General features: G+C 62.7%; 22 protein-coding genes. 16 read left to right on the forward strand and 6 right to left on the reverse strand.

Annotated features, from left to right (window positions below; translation table 11 throughout):
* Positions 1-56 precede the first annotated feature (56 nt).
* Positions 57-887 (forward strand): NADPH-dependent 7-cyano-7-deazaguanine reductase QueF, encoded by an 831-nt coding sequence (gene queF, locus NAO55_RS11290; RefSeq protein WP_102840923.1) that lies wholly within the window; start codon positions 57-59, stop codon positions 885-887.
* A gap of 39 nt (positions 888-926) precedes the next feature.
* Here the strand turns inward: queF and NAO55_RS11295 are convergent, their stop codons facing one another.
* Positions 927-1193 (reverse strand): DUF4404 family protein, encoded by a 267-nt coding sequence (locus NAO55_RS11295; RefSeq protein ID WP_063543972.1) that lies wholly within the window; start codon positions 1191-1193, stop codon positions 927-929.
* Positions 1194-1416: 223 nt separating this feature from the next.
* Between NAO55_RS11295 and NAO55_RS11300 the strand changes: the two genes are divergently transcribed.
* Positions 1417-2115 carry an MlaA family lipoprotein gene (locus NAO55_RS11300; protein ID WP_102840924.1) on the forward strand — a complete coding sequence of 233 codons (699 nt, stop codon included), beginning with the start codon at positions 1417-1419 and terminating at the stop codon, positions 2113-2115.
* A gap of 49 nt (positions 2116-2164) precedes the next feature.
* On the opposite strand, the gene NAO55_RS11305 is transcribed toward NAO55_RS11300, so the two are convergent.
* Positions 2165-2464: a PilZ domain-containing protein gene (locus NAO55_RS11305; RefSeq protein WP_063543976.1), complete on the reverse strand. Its 300-nt coding sequence runs from the start codon at positions 2462-2464 to the stop codon at positions 2165-2167.
* Between the two features lie 195 nt (positions 2465-2659).
* Between NAO55_RS11305 and rssB the strand changes: the two genes are divergently transcribed.
* Together rssB and rssC are read left to right on the forward strand one after the other, a co-directional pair.
* Entirely contained in the window at positions 2660-3844 is a 1185-nt protein-coding gene (rssB, locus tag NAO55_RS11310) for a two-component system response regulator RssB (protein WP_102840925.1), read from the forward strand.
* Positions 3841-4323, forward strand: coding sequence for an anti-sigma factor antagonist RssC (gene rssC / locus NAO55_RS11315; protein WP_102840926.1), 483 nt, complete (start codon positions 3841-3843; stop codon positions 4321-4323). The genes rssB and rssC overlap by 4 nt, the downstream gene beginning before the upstream one ends.
* Positions 4324-4330: 7 nt before the next feature.
* On the opposite strand, the gene tal is transcribed toward rssC, so the two are convergent.
* From tal to NAO55_RS11330, 3 genes are all read right to left on the reverse strand, one after another.
* Positions 4331-5257 carry a transaldolase gene (gene tal, locus NAO55_RS11320; RefSeq protein WP_102840927.1) on the reverse strand — a complete coding sequence of 309 codons (927 nt, stop codon included), beginning with the start codon at positions 5255-5257 and terminating at the stop codon, positions 4331-4333.
* 132 nt (positions 5258-5389) lie between these two features.
* A complete protein-coding gene (dusA, locus tag NAO55_RS11325; protein WP_102840928.1) occupies positions 5390-6391 on the reverse strand; it encodes a tRNA dihydrouridine(20/20a) synthase DusA in 1002 nt (333 codons plus the stop codon).
* A 131-nt stretch (positions 6392-6522) separates the two neighbouring features.
* The gene (locus NAO55_RS11330) at positions 6523-7635 is read right to left on the reverse strand and encodes a CapA family protein (protein WP_102840929.1); all 1113 of its coding nucleotides are present in this window, start codon (positions 7633-7635) and stop codon (positions 6523-6525) included.
* Between the two features lie 191 nt (positions 7636-7826).
* Between NAO55_RS11330 and NAO55_RS11335 the strand changes: the two genes are divergently transcribed.
* A complete protein-coding gene (locus NAO55_RS11335; protein ID WP_146030734.1) occupies positions 7827-8153 on the forward strand; it encodes a hypothetical protein in 327 nt (108 codons plus the stop codon).
* Positions 8154-8164: 11 nt separating this feature from the next.
* Here the strand turns inward: NAO55_RS11335 and pncA are convergent, their stop codons facing one another.
* Complete coding sequence (pncA, locus tag NAO55_RS11340; protein WP_102840930.1) at positions 8165-8782, reverse strand: bifunctional nicotinamidase/pyrazinamidase; 618 nt, start codon at positions 8780-8782, stop codon at positions 8165-8167.
* Positions 8783-9086: 304 nt separating this feature from the next.
* On the opposite strand from pncA, the gene NAO55_RS11345 reads away from it, so the two are divergent.
* From NAO55_RS11345 to NAO55_RS11395, 11 genes are all read left to right on the forward strand, one after another.
* Entirely contained in the window at positions 9087-10040 is a 954-nt protein-coding gene (locus NAO55_RS11345) for an AraC family transcriptional regulator (RefSeq protein WP_102840931.1), read from the forward strand.
* A gap of 231 nt (positions 10041-10271) precedes the next feature.
* Complete coding sequence (gene benA, locus NAO55_RS11350) at positions 10272-11633, forward strand: benzoate 1,2-dioxygenase large subunit (protein WP_102840932.1); 1362 nt, start codon at positions 10272-10274, stop codon at positions 11631-11633.
* Entirely contained in the window at positions 11634-12122 is a 489-nt protein-coding gene (gene benB / locus NAO55_RS11355) for a benzoate 1,2-dioxygenase small subunit (RefSeq protein ID WP_063543988.1), read from the forward strand.
* A 10-nt stretch (positions 12123-12132) separates the two neighbouring features.
* The gene (benC, locus tag NAO55_RS11360) at positions 12133-13143 is read left to right on the forward strand and encodes a benzoate 1,2-dioxygenase electron transfer component BenC (RefSeq protein WP_102840933.1); all 1011 of its coding nucleotides are present in this window, start codon (positions 12133-12135) and stop codon (positions 13141-13143) included.
* Between the two features lie 71 nt (positions 13144-13214).
* On the forward strand, positions 13215-13991 hold the full coding sequence (locus tag NAO55_RS11365) for a 1,6-dihydroxycyclohexa-2,4-diene-1-carboxylate dehydrogenase (RefSeq protein WP_102840934.1): 777 nt from the start codon (positions 13215-13217) through the stop codon (positions 13989-13991).
* A gap of 107 nt (positions 13992-14098) precedes the next feature.
* Positions 14099-15445 carry an MFS transporter gene (locus NAO55_RS11370; protein WP_102840935.1) on the forward strand — a complete coding sequence of 449 codons (1347 nt, stop codon included), beginning with the start codon at positions 14099-14101 and terminating at the stop codon, positions 15443-15445.
* Positions 15446-15473: 28 nt separating this feature from the next.
* Positions 15474-16595 carry a muconate cycloisomerase family protein gene (locus NAO55_RS11375; protein ID WP_102840936.1) on the forward strand — a complete coding sequence of 374 codons (1122 nt, stop codon included), beginning with the start codon at positions 15474-15476 and terminating at the stop codon, positions 16593-16595.
* Between the two features lie 14 nt (positions 16596-16609).
* Positions 16610-16900 carry a muconolactone Delta-isomerase gene (gene catC, locus NAO55_RS11380; RefSeq protein WP_102840937.1) on the forward strand — a complete coding sequence of 97 codons (291 nt, stop codon included), beginning with the start codon at positions 16610-16612 and terminating at the stop codon, positions 16898-16900.
* Between the two features lie 71 nt (positions 16901-16971).
* A complete protein-coding gene (catA, locus tag NAO55_RS11385; RefSeq protein WP_102840938.1) occupies positions 16972-17910 on the forward strand; it encodes a catechol 1,2-dioxygenase in 939 nt (312 codons plus the stop codon).
* Positions 17911-18037: 127 nt separating this feature from the next.
* Complete coding sequence (locus NAO55_RS11390) at positions 18038-19249, forward strand: benzoate/H(+) symporter BenE family transporter (RefSeq protein ID WP_102840939.1); 1212 nt, start codon at positions 18038-18040, stop codon at positions 19247-19249.
* A 108-nt stretch (positions 19250-19357) separates the two neighbouring features.
* A complete protein-coding gene (locus NAO55_RS11395; protein ID WP_102840940.1) occupies positions 19358-20620 on the forward strand; it encodes an OprD family porin in 1263 nt (420 codons plus the stop codon).
* Positions 20621-20897 lie beyond the last annotated feature (277 nt).

Here is a 20897-nt window from a genome sequence, read left to right on the forward strand (position 1 = left end):
AAAAGAACGCCGCGAAGCGCTAAACTTCGCGGCGTTTTTCGTTCAGGTCCCTTCCGATGCAGCATCCCGCCGAACATTCCCCGCTGGGCAAGTCCAGTGACTACGTTGCCACCTACAGCCCGCACCTCCTGTTCCCGATTCCACGGGCACCGAAGTGGGCCGAACTCGGGCTGACCGCCGAGACGCTACCCTATCAGGGCGTGGACCTGTGGAACTGTTACGAGCTGTCCTGGCTGCTGCCGTCGGGCAAGCCGGTGGTGGCGATCGGCGAATTCGAGATTCCGGCCGACTCGCCGAACATCATCGAGTCCAAGTCGTTCAAGCTCTACCTAAATTCGCTGAACCAGTCGGTGTTCGAATCGCGGGAAGCGCTGCTGGAGCTGATGAGTGCCGATCTCTCGGCCGCTGCCGGCAAGCCGGTCAGGGTGCGCCTGCGCACGCTGGATGAAGTCGCCGCTGAAGGCGTCGCCACGTTGCCAGGGCGTTGCATCGACGAGCTGGACGTAGCCATCGAGCACTACGACCATCCGCGCCCCGAGCTGCTGGCATGCGATGCCGAGCGGGTGGTCGAGGAATCGCTGCACAGCCACCTGCTCAAATCCAACTGCCCGGTCACCGGTCAGCCGGACTGGGGCAGTGTGGTGGTGGAGTATCGTGGTGCCGCGCTGCAGCCGGAGAGCCTGCTGGCCTATCTGGTGAGCTTCCGCCAGCATGCCGACTTCCACGAGCAGTGTGTGGAGCGCATCTTCCTCGATCTGCAGCGCCTGCTTCAGCCGGAGAAGCTCACCGTCTATGCGCGCTACGTGCGCCGTGGTGGACTGGACATCAATCCGTACCGCAGCACCGAGACGCTAGAGGTGGACAATCGTCGCCTGGTGCGCCAGTGACGCGGCGGGTCGCGTTCATGCCGCGACCCGGGACTTGCTTCAGATGCCCATGTTGGCCAGGGTCTGCATGATGTTGCGCAGGGTCATGGCCATGCTCGGATGGCTGACTTCGAAGCGCTCGACGGCCAGGTTGACGCCATCGACCAGCGAGTCGTTGTATTCGGTGCTGTCTTTGGTCGCCAGACGCGCTTCGATGTCTTGGGCGATGGCCTGCAGCGAGGCGCGCTCCTCGTCGGTCAGCGGCGTGTCCTGGGCCAGTTGATTACGCAGTTCTTCGAGCTGCGACTGCAGATCATGTTCCGGCATCTTGCTTCCCTCTCATGGATTTACGGGCAACGAGCGTTGCTCTCGATACCCGAAGGTTAAACCAGCCGCTTGGCCTTGTCTGTGCCTTTGCGGGGCGAGCCCCGGCTGGATTGACGGCGGACAGGCGGCCTGTCCGGCTGACTGCCGCAAATCGAATGTTCGCTCTATACTGCGCGGTCTGCGTCGGTGCGCCGCGTGCACCAAAACTAGGGAGAAAACAGCAATGCCCAAGATCGCAACGGCCTGGATCGCCGTGCTCAAGGCCAGTTTCGTCACCGTCGCCATGCTTGGCGCGAGCCATGCACTGGCTGCCGAAGAGGATCCGTGGGAAGGCGTCAACCGCGCGGTGTTCCGCTTCAACGATACCGTTGACACCTACACGCTCAAGCCCTTGGCCAAGGGCTATCAGAAGGTTACGCCGCAGTTCCTCGAAGACGGCATTGGCAATGTCTTCAGCAACCTCGGCGACGTGGTCGTGCTGGCCAACGATCTGCTGCAGGGCAAGGTCCGCGACGCCGGCATCGACACCAGTCGGATCCTGTTCAACACCACCTTTGGCGTGCTCGGCTTCTTCGACGTCGCAACCCCCATGGGGCTGCACAAGAACGACGAGGATTTCGGTCAGACCCTGGGCGCCTGGGGATTGGGCAGCGGCCCCTACGTGGTGCTGCCGTTGCTGGGGCCGAGCACTGTGCGTGATGCAGCAGGTCGCGTGCCGGATGCGTTTCTCGAGCCCTATCCGCACATGGATCACGTGCCGACCCGGAACATCACACGGGGCGTCGATCTGATCGACACCCGCGCCGGCCTGCTTTCCGCCGAGAAGATGATTCGTGGCGATCGTTATATCTTCGTGCGCAATGCCTATCTGCAGAACCGTGAATTCCGGGTCAAGGATGGCGAGGTCGAAGACGACTTCTGAGTTCAACCGCTGGCCGCGCCAGCGCGGCCAGCAACGGGGCAGGGCGGCGTCAGCTCATCGAAAGGATGGCCAGCCCCAGGCTCTGGCGGCCATCATCGAGCTGAATCACGCGCACCACCTCTGTCTGTGCGTCCAGGCCCTTCAGCTCGCTGTGTTCGGATGGGATCAGCACGCGCACCTTGTCGCCCATCTGCAGCTGCGTTCCGGCCAGGACTTGCATGCCGGTACTCGAGAGGTCGATACAGGTGCCGGCGAGTTTTGTATCGCCATGTTCCAGCGTGACGGCGGTTTCCACCCGCATCCTGATGAAATCGCGTTTTTCGCTGTAGTCACGGTCTTTCTGGCTCATGGTTTCAACCTTTTATATATGGCTCGCTTGGTTCTTATAGCGCCCCTCAATTCGACCTGTAAAGCCGCCAGCCGGTCGGCTTGAAACCCCGATCGTATGGGAGTACCGTCTGCGCCTTGAAACGAACCCATGCCCAGCGTTCGCGCGGGGCCAATGCTTTCGCCAATCATCCTGGCGACACCGCCTGGTAGGAACATGCATAAACCAAGCGCGACGCTGCTGATCATTGATGACGACGATGTGGTTCGGGCCAGTCTGGCCGCCTATCTGGATGACAGCGGTTTTCGTGTCCTGCAGGCTGGCAATGGTCCGCAAGGCATGGAGCTTTTCGAGTCGGAGCAGCCCGATCTGGTCATCTGCGATCTGCGCATGCCGCAGATGGATGGGCTGGAGCTGATCCGTCAGATCAGCGAGCGTCAGCTCGACCTGCCAGTGATCGTGGTATCGGGCGCCGGGGTGATGAGCGATGCGGTGGAGGCGTTGCGCTTGGGCGCCGCCGACTACCTGATCAAGCCTCTCGAAGATCTGGCGATGCTCGAACACTCGGTTCGCCGCGCGCTGGATCGTTCTCGCCTGCGGCTGGAAAACCGCCGCTATCGCGAGCAGCTGGAGACCGCCAACCGCGACCTACAGGCCAGCCTGCATCTGTTGCAGGAGGATCAGGACGCCGGTCGCCAGGTGCAGATGAACATGCTGCCGGTGACCCCTTGGAGCGCCGACGATTTCGATTTTGCCCACCAGATCATTCCCTCGCTTTATCTGTCCGGTGACTTCGTCGACTACTTCCGCGTGGATGAGCGGCGCATCGGCTTCTACCTGGCGGACGTGTCCGGTCATGGGGCGTCCTCGGCGTTCGTCACCGTGCTGCTCAAGTTCATGACTACCCGCCTGCTGTACGAATCGCGCCGCGGCGGGACGCTGCGTGAGTTCAAGCCTTCGGAAGTGCTCGATCACATCAACCGCGGGCTGATCAACTGCAAGCTGGGCAAGCACGTCACCATGCTCGGTGGCGTAATCGATCAGGAACGCGATGTACTGCACTACAGCATCGGCGGGCATTTGCCGATGCCGGTGCTGTTCGATGGCCAGAGCTCCCGCTATCTGGAGGGGCGTGGGCTTCCGGTAGGGTTGTTCGCCGAAGCCACCTACCAGGATTTCGAACTGGAGCTGCCGCAGACCTTCAGCCTGACCTTGCTCTCCGATGGCATTCTGGACCTTTTGCCCGGGGAAACACTCAAAGACAAAGAGTCCGCGTTGCCCGGTCTGATTACCGAGGCCGGTGGCACGCTGGATGGATTACGCCGAGTCTTCGGGTTAGCCGAACTGGCTGACATGCCCGACGATATCGCCTTGCTGGTGTTGAGCAGGAACCTTGCATGAGTACTGGAAGAATCCAGTTCGCCGAGATGGATGGCACCTTTGTTCTGAAGTTCATTGGTGAGATCCGTCTGACGCTCTGTTCGGCGCTGGATGCAACGATCGAGAAGATCTTCTCGTCGCTCAATTTCTCATCCATCGTCATCGATCTGACCGAGAGCCGTAGCATCGACAGCACCACCCTCGGCCTGCTGGCCAAGCTGTCGATTCTGTCGCGGCAGAAGGTCGGCATGTTGCCGACGCTGGTCACGACCCACCCGGATATCACTCGACTGTTGCAGTCGATGGGCTTCGATCAGGTGTTCAACATCGTCGATACTCCGCTGCCTTGTCCGGAGTGTCTGGCTGATCTGCCTTCACAGGATCAGTCGGAGGAGGTGGTGAAGACCAAGGTGCTGGAGGCTCACCGCATCCTGATGAGCCTTAACGAATCCAACCGCGAGGCCTTCCATGACCTCGTCACCGCGCTGGAGCGCTCCTGATCGGAACTCAGGCCAGTTCTGCCAGTAGCGCTTCGAGTTTTTCCTGATCCCTGGCGAACTGACGGATGCCTTCGGCGAGTTTTTCGGTCGCCATCGCGTCTTCGTTCAGCCCCCAGCGGAAGCTGTTCTCATCCAGGTTGATGCGCGGCTCGGAGGCGCGGCCCGGCTCCAGCTTGCGCTCCAGCGTGCCGCTGGCTTCGGCGAGCTGGCCGAGCAGTTCCGGGCTGATGGTCAGGCGGTCGCAGCCGGCCAGCGCCTCGATCTGACCGACGTTGCGGAAGCTCGCGCCCATCACCACCGTCTCGTAGCCGTGCGCCTTGTAGTAGTCGTAGATGCGGCTGACCGATTGCACGCCCGGATCTTCCGCGCCCTGGTAGTCGCGGCCCTCGTGCTTCTTGTACCAGTCGTAGATACGGCCAACGAACGGGGAGATCAGGAACACGCCCGCCTCGGCGCAGGCCACCGCCTGGGTGAAGGAGAACAGCAGGGTGAGGTTGGTCTGGATGCCGGCCTTTTCCAGCTGCTCGGCGGCGCGGATGCCTTCCCAGGTGGAGGCGATCTTGATCAGCACGCGCTCGCGGCTGATGCCGGCCTGCTCGTAGAGCCCGATCAGCCGCTCGCCGCGCTGGACCATCGCCTGGGTGTCGAACGAAAGGCGTGCATCCACCTCGGTGGAGATGCGTCCGGGGATCAATTCGAGGATCTGCTTGCCCACCGCCACGGCGAACAGGTCACAGGCCAGGCCGATATCGCCCTGGCACTGCTTCATGGCGTTGCCCAGGTGCTCGGCATAGCGCGGCATCGCAGCCGCCTTGAGCAGCAGTGATGGGTTGGTGGTGGCGTCCACCGGCTTCAGGCGGGCAATGGCGTCGATATCACCGGTATCGGCAACGACGGTGGTGAACTGCTTGAGTTGTTCCAGCTTGGAAGTCATGTAAGAGGGGGCTCCGTCCTGTGAATGGCACGACCTTACCCGAGCCCGTTCACCCGCTCAACGAGTGGATGGGCGCGGGTGCGCCAGCCTTTGATCCGATTGCTCTGCCTGCGTTCCTTGGCCGCGAAGTCGTTAGTGGCCTTCGAGCAACGCCACCGCCTGATCGAGCAGCGCCAGCGGCTCGCCGGTCTTGTGAATGTCCACCGAAAGCAGCTGACGGAAGCGCCGCGCGCCGGGGAAACCCTGGCCCAGGCCGAGCACGTGGCGGGTGACATGGTGCATGGCGCCGCCCTCGGCAAGATGCCGTTCGATGTATGGGCGCATGTTGCGTAACGCCTGCGCACGGCTGATGGCTGGCGCGTCGCTGCCGAACAGGCTGCTGTCGACCTGCGCCAGCAGGTAGGGGTTGTGGTAGGCCTCGCGGCCGAGCATGACACCATCGAACGTCTGCAGATGCGCACGGCACTCTTCCAGCGTTTTGATGCCGCCGTTGAGGATGATCTCGAGGTCCGGGAAATCCTGCTTGAGCTGCGCGGCGATGTCGTAGCGTAGCGGCGGGACCTCGCGATTCTGCTTCGGTGACAGCCCTTCGAGGATGGCGATGCGCGCGTGCACGGTGAAGCTGCGGCAGCCGGCGTCGCGCACCTGGCCGACGAAATCGCACAGCTCGGCATAGCTGTCGCGGCCGTTGATGCCGATACGGTGCTTGACGGTGACCTCGATGCCCACCGCATCGCGCATGGCCCTCACGCAATCGGCGACCAGTTGCGGGTGGCCCATGAGGCAGGCGCCGATCATGTTGTTCTGCACCCGATCGCTGGGGCAGCCAACGTTGAGATTCACCTCGTCATAACCCGCGGCTTCGGCGAGCTTTGCGCAAGCAGCCAGATCGCCCGGCACGCTGCCGCCCAGCTGCAGCGCCAGCGGATGCTCGCTCACGTCGTGGCGCAGAAACCGTGCCGCATCGCCGTGCAGCAGCGCACCGGTGGTAACCATCTCGGTGTAGAGCAGGGCGTGCCTGGAAAGCTGGCGCAGGAAGTAGCGACAATGGCGATCCGTCCAGTCCATCATCGGCGCGACGGAGAAGCGGCGGAAAAGAGCGGCGTGAGCAGTGGTTTGGGAATCTGGAAGCATCAGGTTAGTTCAGTCGCGGTGGTCCGGCACGCCGTGGCGGGCCGCCTGAAATCAAGCGGCCATCGGGGGCGCGCCGGGCCGCGTAGTCTACAGCAAATACACCGTACCAATGGCGCGCCTGCCGAACTGCATCAATGCTGCACGGCTGGCCAGGTCAGTTTGAAGGCGTCGTTTGCGGCCTGTTCCAGGTAGCAGCCGAAGTGCTCCGAGTCACGGTTGGCGACGTTCAACAGCCAGTCGCGCTCGTCGCTCGAAGGGCGGTTCAGGCGGAGCCTGGAGCGTTTGATCGGGCAGAGCTCCAATGCGGCGAGGCTGCCGTCTGGTTTCAGGCTGGCGAAATACAGCAAACCCAGATCGCTTCGGTAGCTTTCGTAACCGTCGATGCCTTCATAGTCATTCAACAGGTCGCCGCAGCCATAGGCGATCAGCCGCCCCCGGTAGACCTCGAGCGCTTTGACGTGGTGCGAGGAGTGTCCGTGGATTAGATCAACGCCTGCTTCGTCGATCAGATCACGGGCGAAGCGAGTCTGCGCTTCGTATAGCGAGAAATCCCAGTTGCCGCCCCAATGCAGCGACACGACCACCAGGTCGCCAGGGCGCTTGCTGGCACGGATGCGCTGCGCAACGTGACGCAGGGACGTGGACGATAGGTCGGGCAGCCAGGCAACGCCCGGCTTGCCGGGGCCGGCAGAGCATTCCGCATCCACACCGCTGTCGGTGGTGGCATAGGCGAACACCAGCATGCGTTTGCCACTGGGCAACGGCAGGATCGCCGGTGCTTCGGCTTCAGCGGCATCCAAGCCTGCACCGCTGCGATGGATGCCATGCTTGTCCAGGACCTCCAGGGTGTCGCGAAGCCCTGCTTCGCCCCAGTCGAGGACGTGGTTGTTGGCCAGCGAGCAGCAATCGATTTCGGCCACGTTGAGGATGCCCATGTTGGCCGGATTCATTCGATAGTGCAGCCCATGCGGCCGTGGCTCGCCGCGACAGGTCAGTGAGGTTTCCAGGTTGACCAGGCGGACGTGTGGCCGTCGCTCCGCAAGCGCCGCCAGGGCAACGCCCCAGGGATAGGAGTAATCGACCGTAGTGGGGATCTTGCCGTTTTTCTGCTCGGCGAGGCGCACGTAATCGCCGGCGTGCTGCGCATAAGCCTCATGGATGGCTGGGTCGCCGCGCTGCGGTAACACCTGGTCGATGCCGCGGCCGCACATCAGGTCTCCAGCGAAAAATAGCTTCGTGAGCATGTTCGATCCCTCGCAGATGCCGGGGTGGGCAAGAGAGGCTGAGCGGCTGGTTGCGGTACAGCCTGCTAAACATAGTAGAGATACCCGGAGGCCTCATGATCGTTGATCCGTTGCGACTTGCCTCGCCTGGCGCGTTGTTCACAGACCTTATCAACTGACCATGTTGCAGGCGTATTTCGACCAGCACATGGATGCAATGGCCGTTTTCGAGTTCTTTTGTCGCGGCCTGCCGAGCGGAAGCAGCTAATACCTCGCCGCCGGGCAGGTGTTGCCGCGATATCCTGACCCTGGAGGATGATGCGCATGAAGGGCGGGCGCTGATCCAGCCGGTCCTGCGCCGGGGGCGTCGTGTCGCGGTGGCTCCGAGTCTCCAGCAGATCCGGCGTTATGCACACGAACAGCTGCAGCGGCTACCGGCATCCCTCACGGCGCTGGAGCCGAGCGGAGTTGGCTATCCGGTCGAGATCGCCGAATCAGTGCTTGAACTGGCCGCACAGGCAGATCGGCTGCATCGCTGATCAAGATTCCTTCAGCGAATCTCTACGCCCGCGGCGCTCATTCGAGCCAGCGCCTCGCTCAGCGAGCCCTGAACGTCCAGGCCGCGACAGGCGTCGGTCAGCACCGTTACCGCAAAACCCTCACGGCGGGCGTCCAGCGCGCTATAGAGCACGCAGAAATCCAGTGCCAGGCCGCACAGGAACAACCGTTCGAAGCCGCGTTCGCGCAGGTAGCCTCCCAGCCCGGTGGGCGTGGCCCGGTCATTCTCGTAGAACGCCGAGTAGGAATCGATCGCCGCACGATAACCCTTGTGCAGCACTAGTTCGGCCCGTTTCGCCATCAGGCGTGGGTGCAGTTCTGCGCCGACGGTGCCTTGCACGCAATGCTCCGGCCATAGCGTCTGCAGGCCGTAGGGCACGTTGATTTGCTCGAAAGGATGGCGTCCCGGATGGCTGCTGGCGAAGCTGAGATGATTAGCCGGATGCCAGTCCTGGGTTACCGCAATATGGCCAAAGTGTTCGCACAGCTGGTTGATGACCGGTACTACGGCGTCCGCGTTGGGTACCGCCAGGGCACCGCCGCCGCAGAAGTCGTTCTGCACGTCAATGATCAGCAACAGGTCTCGTTCGCTCACGTCAGGCAGGTACATGGGCATGTCCGCTTGGGTTGGCTATCGGTAGTGCGGTGCCGTTGTCACGTCAGTCTGTCGCGGCTGCTTAGGCACCGTCTGCAGTAGACAGTGGACACGCCAGATGTTGCGCGACGCCGCCGCTGTCGCCGTCATCAATCGAAATACAAAAACCGTTCGGTTACCGGCCGACAGAGGTGCCGCCCTTGGTCGAATCACATACAGTTCGATTAGTCGATATTCTCGCCCTGTCTCGATTTGCTGCGGCGGGCTCCGAGCCTCGTGCTGGCCAGCTCCACTATAAAAATTATGAGAGTGCCTTGTGATGGACAGACTGCTGAATGAAAAAAGCAGGATCTTCGAGCATGCCGATCCGCATGCCGTGTCGGACTACGTCAATCAGCACGTAGGCGCGCACTGCATTCGTCTGCCCCGCACCGGCACACCCCAGGCCAGCCTCAGCCATTGCAAGTTCGGCAAGCTCGATCTCTGCCAGATCAGCTACGGTGGCAGCGTCCATGTCACCTCACCAGCGCTGGAAACCATCTATCACCTGCAGCTGCTGCAGCGCGGGCACTGCCTGTGGCGCGGACGGGGACAGGAACACTACTTCACCCCCGGCGAGCTGCTGCTGATCAACCCGGACGATCCGGTTGATCTGACCTACTCGGACGATTGCGAGAAGTTGATCGTCAAGTTGCCGGCCTCCTTCCTCGAACAGGCCTGCCGCGAGAACCAGTGGCGCGCTCCGTCCGCCGGTATCCGCTTCAGCGCCAATCGCCATGCCCTTGGCGAGCTGGATGGCTTCGACAGCCTGCTCGGGCTGGTCTGCCGCGAGGCGGGCTCCGAGCAGAGCATCCCGCAGATTCAGGAGCAGTACAGTCGCATCATCGCCAGCAAATTGCTCTGCAGCCTGGCCAGCAATATCCAGCGCGACCCCTTCGGTGATAGCTGTCCCTCGTTCGGTCGGCTGACCGACTACATCGACGAGCATCTGAAGAAGGACATCTCCGTCGAGCAGCTGGCCGAACTGGCCAACATGAGCCTGCGCTCGCTGTACCTGCTGTTCGAGCGCAAGGTCGGCACCACGCCGAAGTCCTATATCCGTCGGCGCAAGCTGGAGCAGATCCACGGACGCTTGAGCGACCCTTCGGCCAGGGTGCGTAACATCACCGAGATCGCCATGGACTACGGCTTCATGCACCTAGGACGTTTCTCGGAAAGCTACAAGAGCACCTTCGGCGAGCTGCCCGCGGACACCCTGCGCCGCCATCACTGAGTCCCCTTGAGTCGCTGCCCGTCCGACGGCAGCGGCTCCTTTTCCTACCCATCCTTATCTGCACAGGTTCCGTGCTCGAACGGGCGGTCGCCGGCTGCGCGTCCGTGCGGCAAACGGTCGCCTTGCATTCTGCAGAAAATGGATAGAGGTCCTGCAGAAAACGGATATTGATGTCACTTCCCGCGCCTTAGCCTTCATCACTTGGAAACAATAACAATGGAGGCCCCGGCCATGTCCCTGGGAATCGACTACCTTGATTCGCTGCTCGAAGAAGACAAAGAGAAGGGCATCTTTCGCTGCAAGCGCGAGATGTTCACCGACCCTCGGTTGTTCGATCTGGAGATGAAGCACATCTTCGAGGGCAACTGGATTTACCTCGCCCACGAGAGCCAGATCCCCGAGAAGAACGACTACTACACCACCCAGATGGGGCGCCAGCCGATCTTCATCGCGCGCAACAAGGAGGGTGAACTCAACGCCTTCATCAATGCCTGCAGCCATCGCGGTGCCATGCTGTGCCGCTTCAAGAGCGGCAACAAGGCGACCTACACCTGTCCGTTCCATGGCTGGACCTTCAACAACTCGGGCAAGCTGCTCAAGGTCAAGGACCCCAAGGAAGCCGGCTATCCCGACAGCTTCAACTGCGACGGCTCGCATGACCTGAAGAAGGTCGCGCGCTTCGAGTCCTATCGCGGCTTCCTCTTCGGCAGCCTGCGCGAGGATGTCGCGCCGCTGGAGGAGTTTCTCGGCGAGTCGAAGAAGATCATCGACATGGTGGTCGACCAGTCTCCGGAAGGCATCGAAGTTCTGCGCGGCTCGTCCACCTATGTCTATGAAGGCAACTGGAAACTGCAGGCCGAGAATGGCGCCGATGGCTACCACGTCACCGCCGTGCACTGGAACTACGCCGCCACCCAGCAGCAGCGCAAGCTCAAGGAAGCCAGCGACGACATCCGCGCCATGAGCGCCGGCGGCTGGGGCAAGAAGGGCGGTGGCTTCTACTCCTTCGAGAATGGCCATCTGCTGCTCTGGACCCGCTGGGACAACCCGGAAGACCGTCCGTTGTACGCCCGCCGCGAGGAGATGATCGCCGAGTTCGGCCAGGCCCGCACCGACTGGATGATCGAGAACTCGCGCAACCTCTGCCTCTACCCGAACCTGTACCTGATGGATCAGTTCGGCTCGCAGCTGCGCATCGCCAAGCCGCTGTCGGTGGACAAGACCGAAGTCACCATCTACTGCATCGCGCCCAAGGGCGAGAGTGCCGAGGCGCGTGCGCGCCGCATTCGTCAGTACGAAGACTTCTTCAATGTCAGCGGCATGGCCACCCCGGACGACCTCGAAGAGTTTCGCGCCTGCCAGCAAGGCTTTGCCGGTCGCGCCATGGAGTGGAACGACATGTCCCGCGGCGCCAAGCACTGGATCGACGGCGCCGACGAAGGTGCCCGCGACATCGACCTGCAGCCGCTGATGAGCGGCGCGCGTACCGAGGACGAAGGCCTGTTCGTGCTGCAGCACCACTACTGGCAGCAGCAGATGATCAAGGCAGTGAAGGCCGAGCAGGACCAGCTGATCCACGTGGAGGGCGCGTAAATGAGCATCGCCTATGAAACCGCGCGTGACTTCCTCTACCGCGAAGCACGCTACCTCGACGACAAGGACTGGGACAGCTGGCTGGAATTGTATGCCGCCGACGCGACGTTCTGGATGCCGGCCTGGGACGACGAGGACAAGCTCACCGAAGACCCGCAAAAGGAAATCTCGCTGATCTGGTACGGCAACCGCAGCGGCCTGGAAGACCGGGTGTTCCGCATACGCACCGAGCGCTCCAGCGCCACCATTCCGGATACCCGCACTTCGCACAACATCAGCAACCTGGAGCTGATCGAGCAGGGCGAGGGCTTCTGCAAGCTGCGCTTCAACTGGCACACGATGAGCTTCCGCTACAAGACCGTCGACCACTTCTACGGCACCAGCTTCTACACGCTCGATACCCGCGGCGAGAGCCCGCTGATCAAGCACAAGAAGGTCGTGCTGAAGAACGACTACATCCGCCAGTTGATCGACGTTTACCACCTGTGAGGGCAAGGCCATGACTCACCAGATCGCATTGAATTTCGAAGACGGGGTGACTCGCTTCATCGAAGCCAACCTCGGCGAAACCGTCGCCGACGCGGCCTACCGCCAGGGCATCAACATTCCGCTGGACTGCCGCGACGGCGCCTGCGGGGCCTGCAAGTGCTTCGCCGAAGCCGGCAGCTACGACCTCGGCCAGGAATACATCGAGGATGCGCTGAGCGAGGACGAGGCCGCGCAAGGCTACGTGCTGACCTGCCAGATGCGCGCCGAGAGCGACTGCGTGATTCGCGTGCCGGCCTCCTCGCAGGTCTGCAAGACCGCGCAGGCCAGCTACCAGGCGACCATCAGCAACGTGCGCCAGCTGTCGCAGAGCACCATCGCGCTGTCGGTCAAGGGCGAGGCGCTGAGCCAGCTGGCATTCCTGCCGGGGCAGTACGTCAACCTGCAGGTGCCGGGCACCGACCAGACCCGTGCCTACTCCTTCAGCTCGTTGCAGAAGGACGGCGAGGTCAGCTTCCTGATCCGCAACGTGCCGGGCGGGCTGATGAGCAGCTTCCTGAGCGGCATGGCCAAGGCCGGCGACAGCCTCACCCTGGCCGGCCCGCTGGGCAGCTTTTACCTGCGCGAGATCAAGCGGCCGCTGCTCTTGCTGGCCGGCGGCACGGGCCTGGCGCCGTTCACCGCGATGCTGGAGAAGATCGCCGAGCAGGGCAGCGCGCATCCGCTGCACCTGATCTACGGCGTCTCGAATGATTTCGATCTGGTGGAGATGGACCGGCTCGAAGACTTCGCCGCGCGCATTCCGAACTTCACCTACAGCGCCTGCGTGTCCAGCTCCGACAGCCAGTACCCGCACAAGGGCTACGTGACCCAGCACATCGAACCCGAACACCTCAACGATGGCGAGGTGGACATCTACCTGTGCGGCCCGCCGCCCATGGTCGAGTCGGTCAACCAGTTCATACGTGAGCAGGGCCTGCAACCGGCCAACTTCTATTACGAGAAGTTCGCCGCCAGCGCCTGATCAGCCAGCCGTAGGGTGGGCAACAGCGCCGCATTGCCCACCGAATCCTCGCCATTCCAGAGGTTGGGTAGATGAACACACGATTTCACGACAAGGTCGCGGTGATCACCGGCGCGGCCCAGGGCATCGGTCGCCGTGTCGCCGAGCGATTCGTCGAGGAAGGCGTCCGGCTGGTGGCCGTGGACCGTTCCGAACTGGTCCATGAACTGGCCGATCAACTGGGGCAGGGCGCCGAAGTCTTGACCCTGACCGCCGACCTGGAGCAGTTCGCCGATTGCCATCGGGTGATGGATGCCGCGAAAGAGCGTTTCGGCCGTCTCGACATCCTCGTCAACAACGTCGGCGGGACAATCTGGGCCAAGCCCTTCGAGCATTACCAGGAGCACGAGATCGAGGCCGAGGTGCGTCGCTCGCTGTTCCCCACGCTATGGTGCTGCCACGCCGCGCTGCCGCACATGCTGGAGCAGGGTGGTGGCGCCATCGTCAATGTCTCCTCGATCGCTACGCGCAGCCTCAACCGCGTGCCCTACGGCGCGGCCAAGGGCGGCGTCAATGCGCTGACCGCGTGCCTGGCCTTCGAGAACGCCCAGCGAGGCATCCGCGTCAAGGCCACCGCACCCGGCGGCACCGAGGCGCCGCCGCGGCGCATTCCACGCAATGCTGCCGGGCAGAGCGAGCAGGAAAAGACCTGGTACCAGCAGATCGTCGATCAGACCGTCGATTCCTCATTGATGAAGCGCTACGGAACCATCGACGAGCAGGCCGGCGCGATTCTTTTCCTCGCGTCCGACGACGCCTCCTATATCACCGGCGTGACCCTGCCGGTGGGTGGTGGCGATCTCGGTTGAGCAGTACCCGGGCCGGCTCGACCGGTCAACGCCAAGGCACATCGGCGGCGCGGTGACCCACCGCCGCAGCCGATCCGCGACTAACAAAAACAATAGAGAGTCTTGCCATGCGACAAGTAGATGTTCACGAAATCATCGATAACGCGCGCTTCGGCCGCTTTCACTGGCTCGTCGTGTGCCTCTGCGCACTGCTGCTGATCTTCGACGGCTACGACCTGTTCATCTATGGCGTGGTGCTGCCGGTAATCATGAAGGAGTGGGGGCTCACCCCGCTGGAAGCGGGCGCGCTGGGCAGTTATGCGCTGTTCGGCATGATGTTCGGCGCGCTGGTGTTCGGCACCCTGGCCGACCGCATCGGCCGCAAGAAGGGCATCGCCATCTGCTTCGTGCTGTTCAGCGGCGCCACGGTGCTCAACGGTTTTGCCAGCACACCCACCGAGTTCGGCATTTTCCGCTTCCTCGCCGGGCTCGGCTGCGGCGGGTTGATGCCCAATGTGGTGGCGCTGATGAACGAGTACGCGCCCAAGCGGCTGCGCAGCACGCTGGTGGCCATCATGTTCAGTGGCTATTCGCTAGGCGGCATGCTGTCGGCCGGACTGGGGATCTACATGCTGCCGCGCTTCGGCTGGGAGGCGATGTTCTTCGCCGCCGCCGTGCCGCTGCTGCTGTTGCCGGTGATCCTTTGGTATTTGCCGGAATCGGTTGGCTTCCTGGTTCGCCAGGGCCGGGGCGAGCAGGCCCGGGCGCTGCTGAACAAGGTCGACCCGAGCCGCCAGCTGAGCGCGGCCGACGAGTTGGTGATGACCGATGTGAAGGGCAAGAGTGCCTCGGTGCTGGAGCTGTTCCGCGAAGGCCGTGGCGTGCGCACCTTCTCCCTGTGGCTGGCGTTCTTCTGTTGTCTGCTGATGGTCTACGCGCTGGGCTCCTGGTTGCCGAAGCTGATGGCCAACGCCGGCTACAGCCTGGGTTCGAGCCTGTCGTTCCTGCTCGCGCTGAACTTCGGCGGTATGGCCGGCGCCATCCTCGGCGGCTGGCTGGGCGATCGCTTCAACCTGTCGAAAGTGGTGGTGGTGTTCTTCGCCGTGTCGGTGGCCTCCATCAGCCTGCTGGGCTTCAAGACGCCGATGCCGGTCCTCTACACACTGATCTTCATCGCCGGTGCCACCGTGATCGGCACGCAGATCCTGCTGTACGCGACCGCCGCGCAGTTCTACGGCCTGTCGATCCGCTCCACCGGTCTCGGCTGGGCCTCAGGCATCGGCCGCAACGGCGCCATCGTCGGCCCGCTGCTGGGCGGTGCGTTGCTGGGCATCAACCTGCCGCTGCAACTGAACTTCATCGCCTTCGCCGTGCCGGGTGTCATCGCCGCCCTGGCCATGGCCGTCTTCGCCATCTCCAGCAAGCGCAGCGGCGCGCCCGCGCCGGTGGTGATGACGGCAGCGGCCAAGGCCTGATCACTGAACCTTCAACACGGATATCGCCATGAGCCCCATCCTGATCGAACGCATCCAGACGATCGTCGTCGACCTGCCGACCATCCGCCCGCACAAGCTGGCGATGCACACCATGCAGCAACAGACGCTGGTGATCATCCGTGTGCAGTGCAGCGACGGCATCGAAGGCATCGGCGAGGCCACCACCATCGGTGGCCTGGCCTACGGCAACGAGAGCCCGGAAAGCATCAAGCAGAACATCGACAGCCACCTCGGCCCGCTGCTGGTGGGGCAGGAGGCTGCCAACATCAACGCCGCCATGCTGCACCTGGACAAGGCGGCCAAGGGCAATACGTTCGCCAAGTCTGGCATCGAGAGCGCATTGCTCGATGCCCAGGGCAAACGCCTCGGTCTACCTGTCAGCGAGCTGCTCGGCGGCCGGGTGCGCGACAGTCTGGAGGTGGCCTGGACCCTGGCCAGCGGCAACACCGCGAAAGACATTGAGGAAGCTGAGCGCATGCTCGACATCCGCCGCCATCGCATCTTCAAGCTGAAGATCGGCGCCGGCGAGGTGAATGCCGACCTCAAGCACGTCATCGCTATCAAGCAGGCCCTCGGCGAGCGTGCCAGCGTGCGCGTCGACGTCAATCAGGCCAGGGATGAATCGGTGGCGCTGCGCGCCTGCCGCATCCTCGGCGACAACGGTATCGACCTGATCGAACAGCCGATCTCGCGGGTCAACCGCGGCGGGCAGGTGCGCCTGAATCAGCGCAGCCCGGCACCGATCATGGCCGATGAGTCCATCGAGGGCGTCGAGGATGCCTTCAGTCTTGCGGCCGACGGCGCGGCCAGCATCTTCGCCCTGAAGATCGCCAAGAACGGCGGCCCCCGCGCCGTACTGCGCACGGCGCAGATCGCCGAGGCGGCGGGTATCGCGCTGTACGGCGGCACCATGCTCGAAGGTTCCGTCGGCACCCTGGCCTCGGCGCATGCCTTCGTCACCCTCAACAAGCTGACCTGGGCCACCGAGCTGTTCGGCCCGCTGCTGCTCACCGAGGAAATCGTCACCCACGCGCCGGTCTATCGCGACTTCCAGCTGGAAGTGCCGCGCACACCTGGTCTTGGCCTGACCCTGGATGAAGAGCGCCTTGCGTTCTTCGCCCGCAAGTAAGAGGAGAACCCGAGATGCTCTTCCACGTGAAGATGATCGTGAAACTACCGGTCGACATGGACCCCGGCAAGGCTTTCAAGCTCAAGGCCGACGAGAAGGAACTGGCGCAAAGCCTGATGCGCGAAGGCAAGTGGCGCCACCTCTGGCGCATCGCCGGCCATTACGCCAACTACAGCGTGTTCGACGTCGCCAGCGTGCAGGAGCTGCACGACACCCTGATACAGCTACCGCTATTCCCCTACATGGAGATCGAGGTCAACGCGCTGTGCCGCCACCCATCCTCGGTTCATGACGACGACCGCTGATCCCGTTTCGAAGCCGGCCCCGCCCGGCTGGTTAACCCGCGTAACGACAATTACAAAACGAGGCCTGAGCCATGACTGTGAAAATATCCCACACCAACGACGTGCAGCAGTTCTTCAAGGAAGCCAGCGGCTTCAACAACGACGCGGGTAGCAGCCGCCTGAAGACGGTGATCAACCGCGTCCTGGCGGACACCGCAAGGATCATCGAAGACCTGGAAATCACCCAGGACGAGTTCTGGAAGGCGGTGGACTACATCAATCGTCTCGGCGGTCGCCACGAAGCCGGCTTGTTGGTCGCCGGGCTCGGGCTGGAGCATTATCTCGACCTGCTGCAGGACGCCAAGGACGAACAGGAAGGCCTGGTCGGCGGCACCCCGCGCACCATCGAAGGGCCGCTTTACGTCGCCGGCGCGCCGATTGCCGAAGGCGAAGTCCGCATGGACGACGACAGCGAGGAGGGTGTCGCCACGACGATGTTCCTGCAGGGACGTGTTACCGGGCCGGACGGAAAGCCTCTCGCTGGCGCCACTGTGGACCTGTGGCATGCCAACACCAAGGGTAACTATTCCTACTTCGACAAGAGCCAGTCCGAGTACAACTTGCGCCGGCGTATCGTCACCGACGAGAACGGCTATTACCGTGCGCGCAGCATCGTGCCGTCCGGCTATGGCTGCTCGCCCGACGGGCCGACCCAGGAGGTGCTCGACATGCTCGGTCGCCACGGCCAGCGGCCGGCGCACATTCATTTCTTCATCTCCGCGCCCGGTCATCGTCACCTGACCACGCAGATCAACCTGGCGGGCGACAAATACCTCTGGGACGACTTCGCCTACGCCACGCGCGATGGCCTGGTCGGTGACATCCGCTTCATCGACGATGCCGAAGCCGCACGTGCACGGGGCGTGCAGGGTCGTTTCGCCGAAGTGGATTTCGACTTCCAGCTGCAGAAGGCGCCGGCCCCGCAAGCCGAGCAGCGCAGCAAGCGCCCGCGCGCGCTGCAGCAAGCCTGACGGTCCCCGCGGTGTCCGGGCTCCCGGGCACCGCAGCGGCGCTGCACCGGTAATGCAGCCGCTTCATTCATAACAAGAGTGATCCGGGCATCGACCACGGATCGCCAGGCCTGTCTTGCGAGGCGACATGAAAGCTCTGATGAAAGACTTCTCGCTCTCCGCCGTGGTCGCCGGTTTCATCGCGACCGTGATTTCCTACGCCGGTCCGCTGGTGATCATCTTCCAGGCGGCCAAGGCCGGGAATTTGCCTCATGACGTGCTCTCGTCCTGGGTATGGACCATCTCCATCGGTAGCGGTGTGCTCGGCATTCTGCTCAGCGTGCGCTACCGGGTTCCCATCATCATCGCCTGGTCGGCACCGGGCTCGGCGCTGCTGGTAAGCATGTTGCCGGATATCACACTGAACGAGGCGGTCGGCGCCTATATCGTCAGCAGCGTGGTGGTGCTGCTGGTAGGGCTGTCCGGCGCGTTCGACCGGATCATCAATCGCCTGCCGGCCGCCATCGCCGCGGGCATGCTGGCTGGCATCCTGTTCCGTTTCGGCACCGGGCTGTTCGTCTCGGTCAAGGAACAGCCCTGGCTGGTGTTGGCGATGTTCGGCACCTATCTGCTGTTCAAGCGGGCCTTGCCCCGTTATGCGGTGCTCGCCGTGCTGGTCGTCGGTGTGACGATCACCATCGCCTCGGGTGAGTTGCGCAGTGACGCACTGGTCATCGGGCTGGCGACGCCGGTATGGATCACCCCGGAGTTCAGCTGGCAGGTCATCCTCAATATCACCGTTCCGCTGGTGATGGTGGCGCTGACCGGACAGTTCGTGCCTGGCATGGCGGTACTGCGCAACGATGGCTATGGCACCCCAGCCAGTCCGCTGATCAGCAGCAGCGCACTGGGTTCGCTGCTGCTGGCGCCGTTCGGCTGTCACGGGCTGAACCTCGCGGCGATCACGGCGGCGATCTGCACCGGCCGGGAATCCCATGAAGATCCGTCCAAGCGTTACGTCGCAGGAGTGTCGGGTGGAGTCTTCTATCTGCTGTTGGGCATCTTCGGGGCGACGCTGGTCTCGATTTTCACCGCGTTCCCGGCCGCCTTGATCGCCGCCCTGGCCGGGCTGGCGCTGTTAGCGGCCATAGGCGGGGCATTGAGCGCGGCAATGGCAGTGCCAGCCGAGCGCGAGGCGGCCTTGATCACTTTCCTGGTCACCGCCTCGGGAATGTCCTTTCTCGGCCTATCGGCGGCGTTCTGGGGGCTGATCTTTGGCATCGCCGCTCACCTGTTGCTCAGCCTGCGCAAGCCGGCACCAGCAGTGGCGGTCGGTCGCAAGGAACAGCCGGCGCGGTGACCGGCCGACAATCGTAACGATTCACCCATAACGAGCTAGTCGTTTTCTCCGGTAGTTGCCGGGGGAACGGCTGCGTGCAACTGAAAAACAACAACAAGAGCGAGTTAGATGATGCAGAAAATATCCATTTCCCGACTCACCCTGGCCGCCGGCATGACGTCGATGATTACTCAGTCGTTCGCCGCTGACGGCGGTTTCGTCGAGGACGCGACGGCAACAATGCAGGCGCGTAATTACTATTTCAGCCGGGACTTCTCCGACATCGTCGGCCCAAATCGGCAATCGAAGGCGGAGGAATGGGGGCAGGGGTTCATTCTCTATTTCAGATCGGGCTACACCCCTGGCGCTGTCGGCTTAGGCGTCGATGCTATCGGGCAGCTGGGAATCAAGCTCGACAGCAGCCGTGATCGCATAGGTACCGGCTTGCTCCCGGTTGGGAGCGATGGCCGCGCGCCGGATGAGTACAGCCGCATGGGGTTGGCACTCAAGGCAAAGGTGTCGAAGACCGAACTGAAGGTGGGTGAACTGCAGCCCAATCTGCCAGTGCTGACCTTCAGCGATATTCGGCTGCTCCCGCCCACCTATCAGGGCGCCAGCATCGTCTCCAGCGAAGTCGATGGGTTGACGCTGCAGGCCGGCCGTTTGCGCTCGACCAGCCTGCGCAACGAGGCTGGCGACGACCGAATGCGGGCCATGCTGGGTCGAACGCCTCAGGCAGCATTCAGCGATGCCTTCAACTACGTCGGCGGCGATTACGCATTCAATGACAAGCGCACGTCTTTTGGCCTCTGGTATGCGCAGCTCGAGGACATCTATAACCAGCGCTACACAGGCCTGAAGCATAGCGAGCCGCTCGGCGACTGGACCCTAGGCGCCAACCTCGGCTACTACGATTCACAGGCCGACGGCAGCAAACTGGCCGGCAACGTGGATAATCAGGCTTTCTACTCGCTGCTGTCGGCGAAGCGAGGCGGGCATACCTTCTATATCGGCTACCAGGCTATGTATGGCGACAGTGCTTTTCCCCGCGTCTTCGCCAACGTCACGCCGTTGGGCAACGAGGTGCCCACTTACGAGTTCGCTGAACGGGACGAGCGTTCCTGGCAGGCTCGCTACGACTACGATTTTGCCGCGATGGGCTGGCCCGGTCTGGTCGCGACGGTGCGCTATATCACCAGCGATAACGTAAGCACGGGAATGGGGTTCGAGGGCAAGGCACAGGAGCGCGACCTGGAAATTGGCTATACCGTGCAGAGCGGTTTGCTCAAGAATGTGGGTATCCGCCTACGCAACGTAGCGGCGCGCTCGAACTACCGCAGCGATATCGACGAGAACCGTCTGATTCTGAGCTATACGTTCACCTTGTTCTGAACTGGTTGCCCGCACCGAGCCGCTCACTCGGTGCGAAGCAATGTGGTCTGCACCAATTTCTGCAGAACCAAAATAAACGGTTGACGCCCGTTTTCAGGTGCCTATAATGCGCACCACTTCCGGTGAAGTCCTCAAGCAAACTTCTTGCAAATCAAAAGGTTAGCTAAATAAAAGGGTTGCATCGGTGGCGGATTCGAGTAGAATGCGCCGCGCTGACAGGGTGGTGGTTGAGCTTTGTTGGTGGCTTCGGTCGAGTCGATCGAAAGCGGTTGAAAGA

It is taken from the genome of Stutzerimonas frequens (genome assembly GCF_024448335.1).
Classification (GTDB): domain Bacteria; phylum Pseudomonadota; class Gammaproteobacteria; order Pseudomonadales; family Pseudomonadaceae; genus Stutzerimonas; species Stutzerimonas frequens.

What these genes read in the sequence shown, in the direction of transcription:
- queF (WP_102840923.1), top strand. Translation starts at nt 57, where the DNA reads ATGCAGCATCCCGCCGAACATTCCCCGCTGGGCAAGTCCAGTGACTAC.
- NAO55_RS11295 (WP_063543972.1), bottom strand. Translation starts at nt 1,193, where the DNA reads ATGCCGGAACATGATCTGCAGTCGCAGCTCGAAGAACTGCGTAATCAA.
- NAO55_RS11300 (WP_102840924.1), top strand. Translation starts at nt 1,417, where the DNA reads ATGCCCAAGATCGCAACGGCCTGGATCGCCGTGCTCAAGGCCAGTTTC.
- NAO55_RS11305 (WP_063543976.1), bottom strand. Translation starts at nt 2,464, where the DNA reads ATGAGCCAGAAAGACCGTGACTACAGCGAAAAACGCGATTTCATCAGG.
- rssB (WP_102840925.1), top strand. Translation starts at nt 2,660, where the DNA reads ATGCATAAACCAAGCGCGACGCTGCTGATCATTGATGACGACGATGTG.
- rssC (WP_102840926.1), top strand. Translation starts at nt 3,841, where the DNA reads ATGAGTACTGGAAGAATCCAGTTCGCCGAGATGGATGGCACCTTTGTT.
- tal (WP_102840927.1), bottom strand. Translation starts at nt 5,257, where the DNA reads ATGACTTCCAAGCTGGAACAACTCAAGCAGTTCACCACCGTCGTTGCC.
- dusA (WP_102840928.1), bottom strand. Translation starts at nt 6,391, where the DNA reads ATGCTTCCAGATTCCCAAACCACTGCTCACGCCGCTCTTTTCCGCCGC.
- NAO55_RS11330 (WP_102840929.1), bottom strand. Translation starts at nt 7,635, where the DNA reads ATGCTCACGAAGCTATTTTTCGCTGGAGACCTGATGTGCGGCCGCGGC.
- NAO55_RS11335 (WP_146030734.1), top strand. Translation starts at nt 7,827, where the DNA reads ATGCAATGGCCGTTTTCGAGTTCTTTTGTCGCGGCCTGCCGAGCGGAA.
- pncA (WP_102840930.1), bottom strand. Translation starts at nt 8,782, where the DNA reads ATGTACCTGCCTGACGTGAGCGAACGAGACCTGTTGCTGATCATTGAC.
- NAO55_RS11345 (WP_102840931.1), top strand. Translation starts at nt 9,087, where the DNA reads ATGGACAGACTGCTGAATGAAAAAAGCAGGATCTTCGAGCATGCCGAT.
- benA (WP_102840932.1), top strand. Translation starts at nt 10,272, where the DNA reads ATGTCCCTGGGAATCGACTACCTTGATTCGCTGCTCGAAGAAGACAAA.
- benB (WP_063543988.1), top strand. Translation starts at nt 11,634, where the DNA reads ATGAGCATCGCCTATGAAACCGCGCGTGACTTCCTCTACCGCGAAGCA.
- benC (WP_102840933.1), top strand. Translation starts at nt 12,133, where the DNA reads ATGACTCACCAGATCGCATTGAATTTCGAAGACGGGGTGACTCGCTTC.
- NAO55_RS11365 (WP_102840934.1), top strand. Translation starts at nt 13,215, where the DNA reads ATGAACACACGATTTCACGACAAGGTCGCGGTGATCACCGGCGCGGCC.
- NAO55_RS11370 (WP_102840935.1), top strand. Translation starts at nt 14,099, where the DNA reads ATGCGACAAGTAGATGTTCACGAAATCATCGATAACGCGCGCTTCGGC.
- NAO55_RS11375 (WP_102840936.1), top strand. Translation starts at nt 15,474, where the DNA reads ATGAGCCCCATCCTGATCGAACGCATCCAGACGATCGTCGTCGACCTG.
- catC (WP_102840937.1), top strand. Translation starts at nt 16,610, where the DNA reads ATGCTCTTCCACGTGAAGATGATCGTGAAACTACCGGTCGACATGGAC.
- catA (WP_102840938.1), top strand. Translation starts at nt 16,972, where the DNA reads ATGACTGTGAAAATATCCCACACCAACGACGTGCAGCAGTTCTTCAAG.
- NAO55_RS11390 (WP_102840939.1), top strand. Translation starts at nt 18,038, where the DNA reads ATGAAAGCTCTGATGAAAGACTTCTCGCTCTCCGCCGTGGTCGCCGGT.
- NAO55_RS11395 (WP_102840940.1), top strand. Translation starts at nt 19,358, where the DNA reads ATGATGCAGAAAATATCCATTTCCCGACTCACCCTGGCCGCCGGCATG.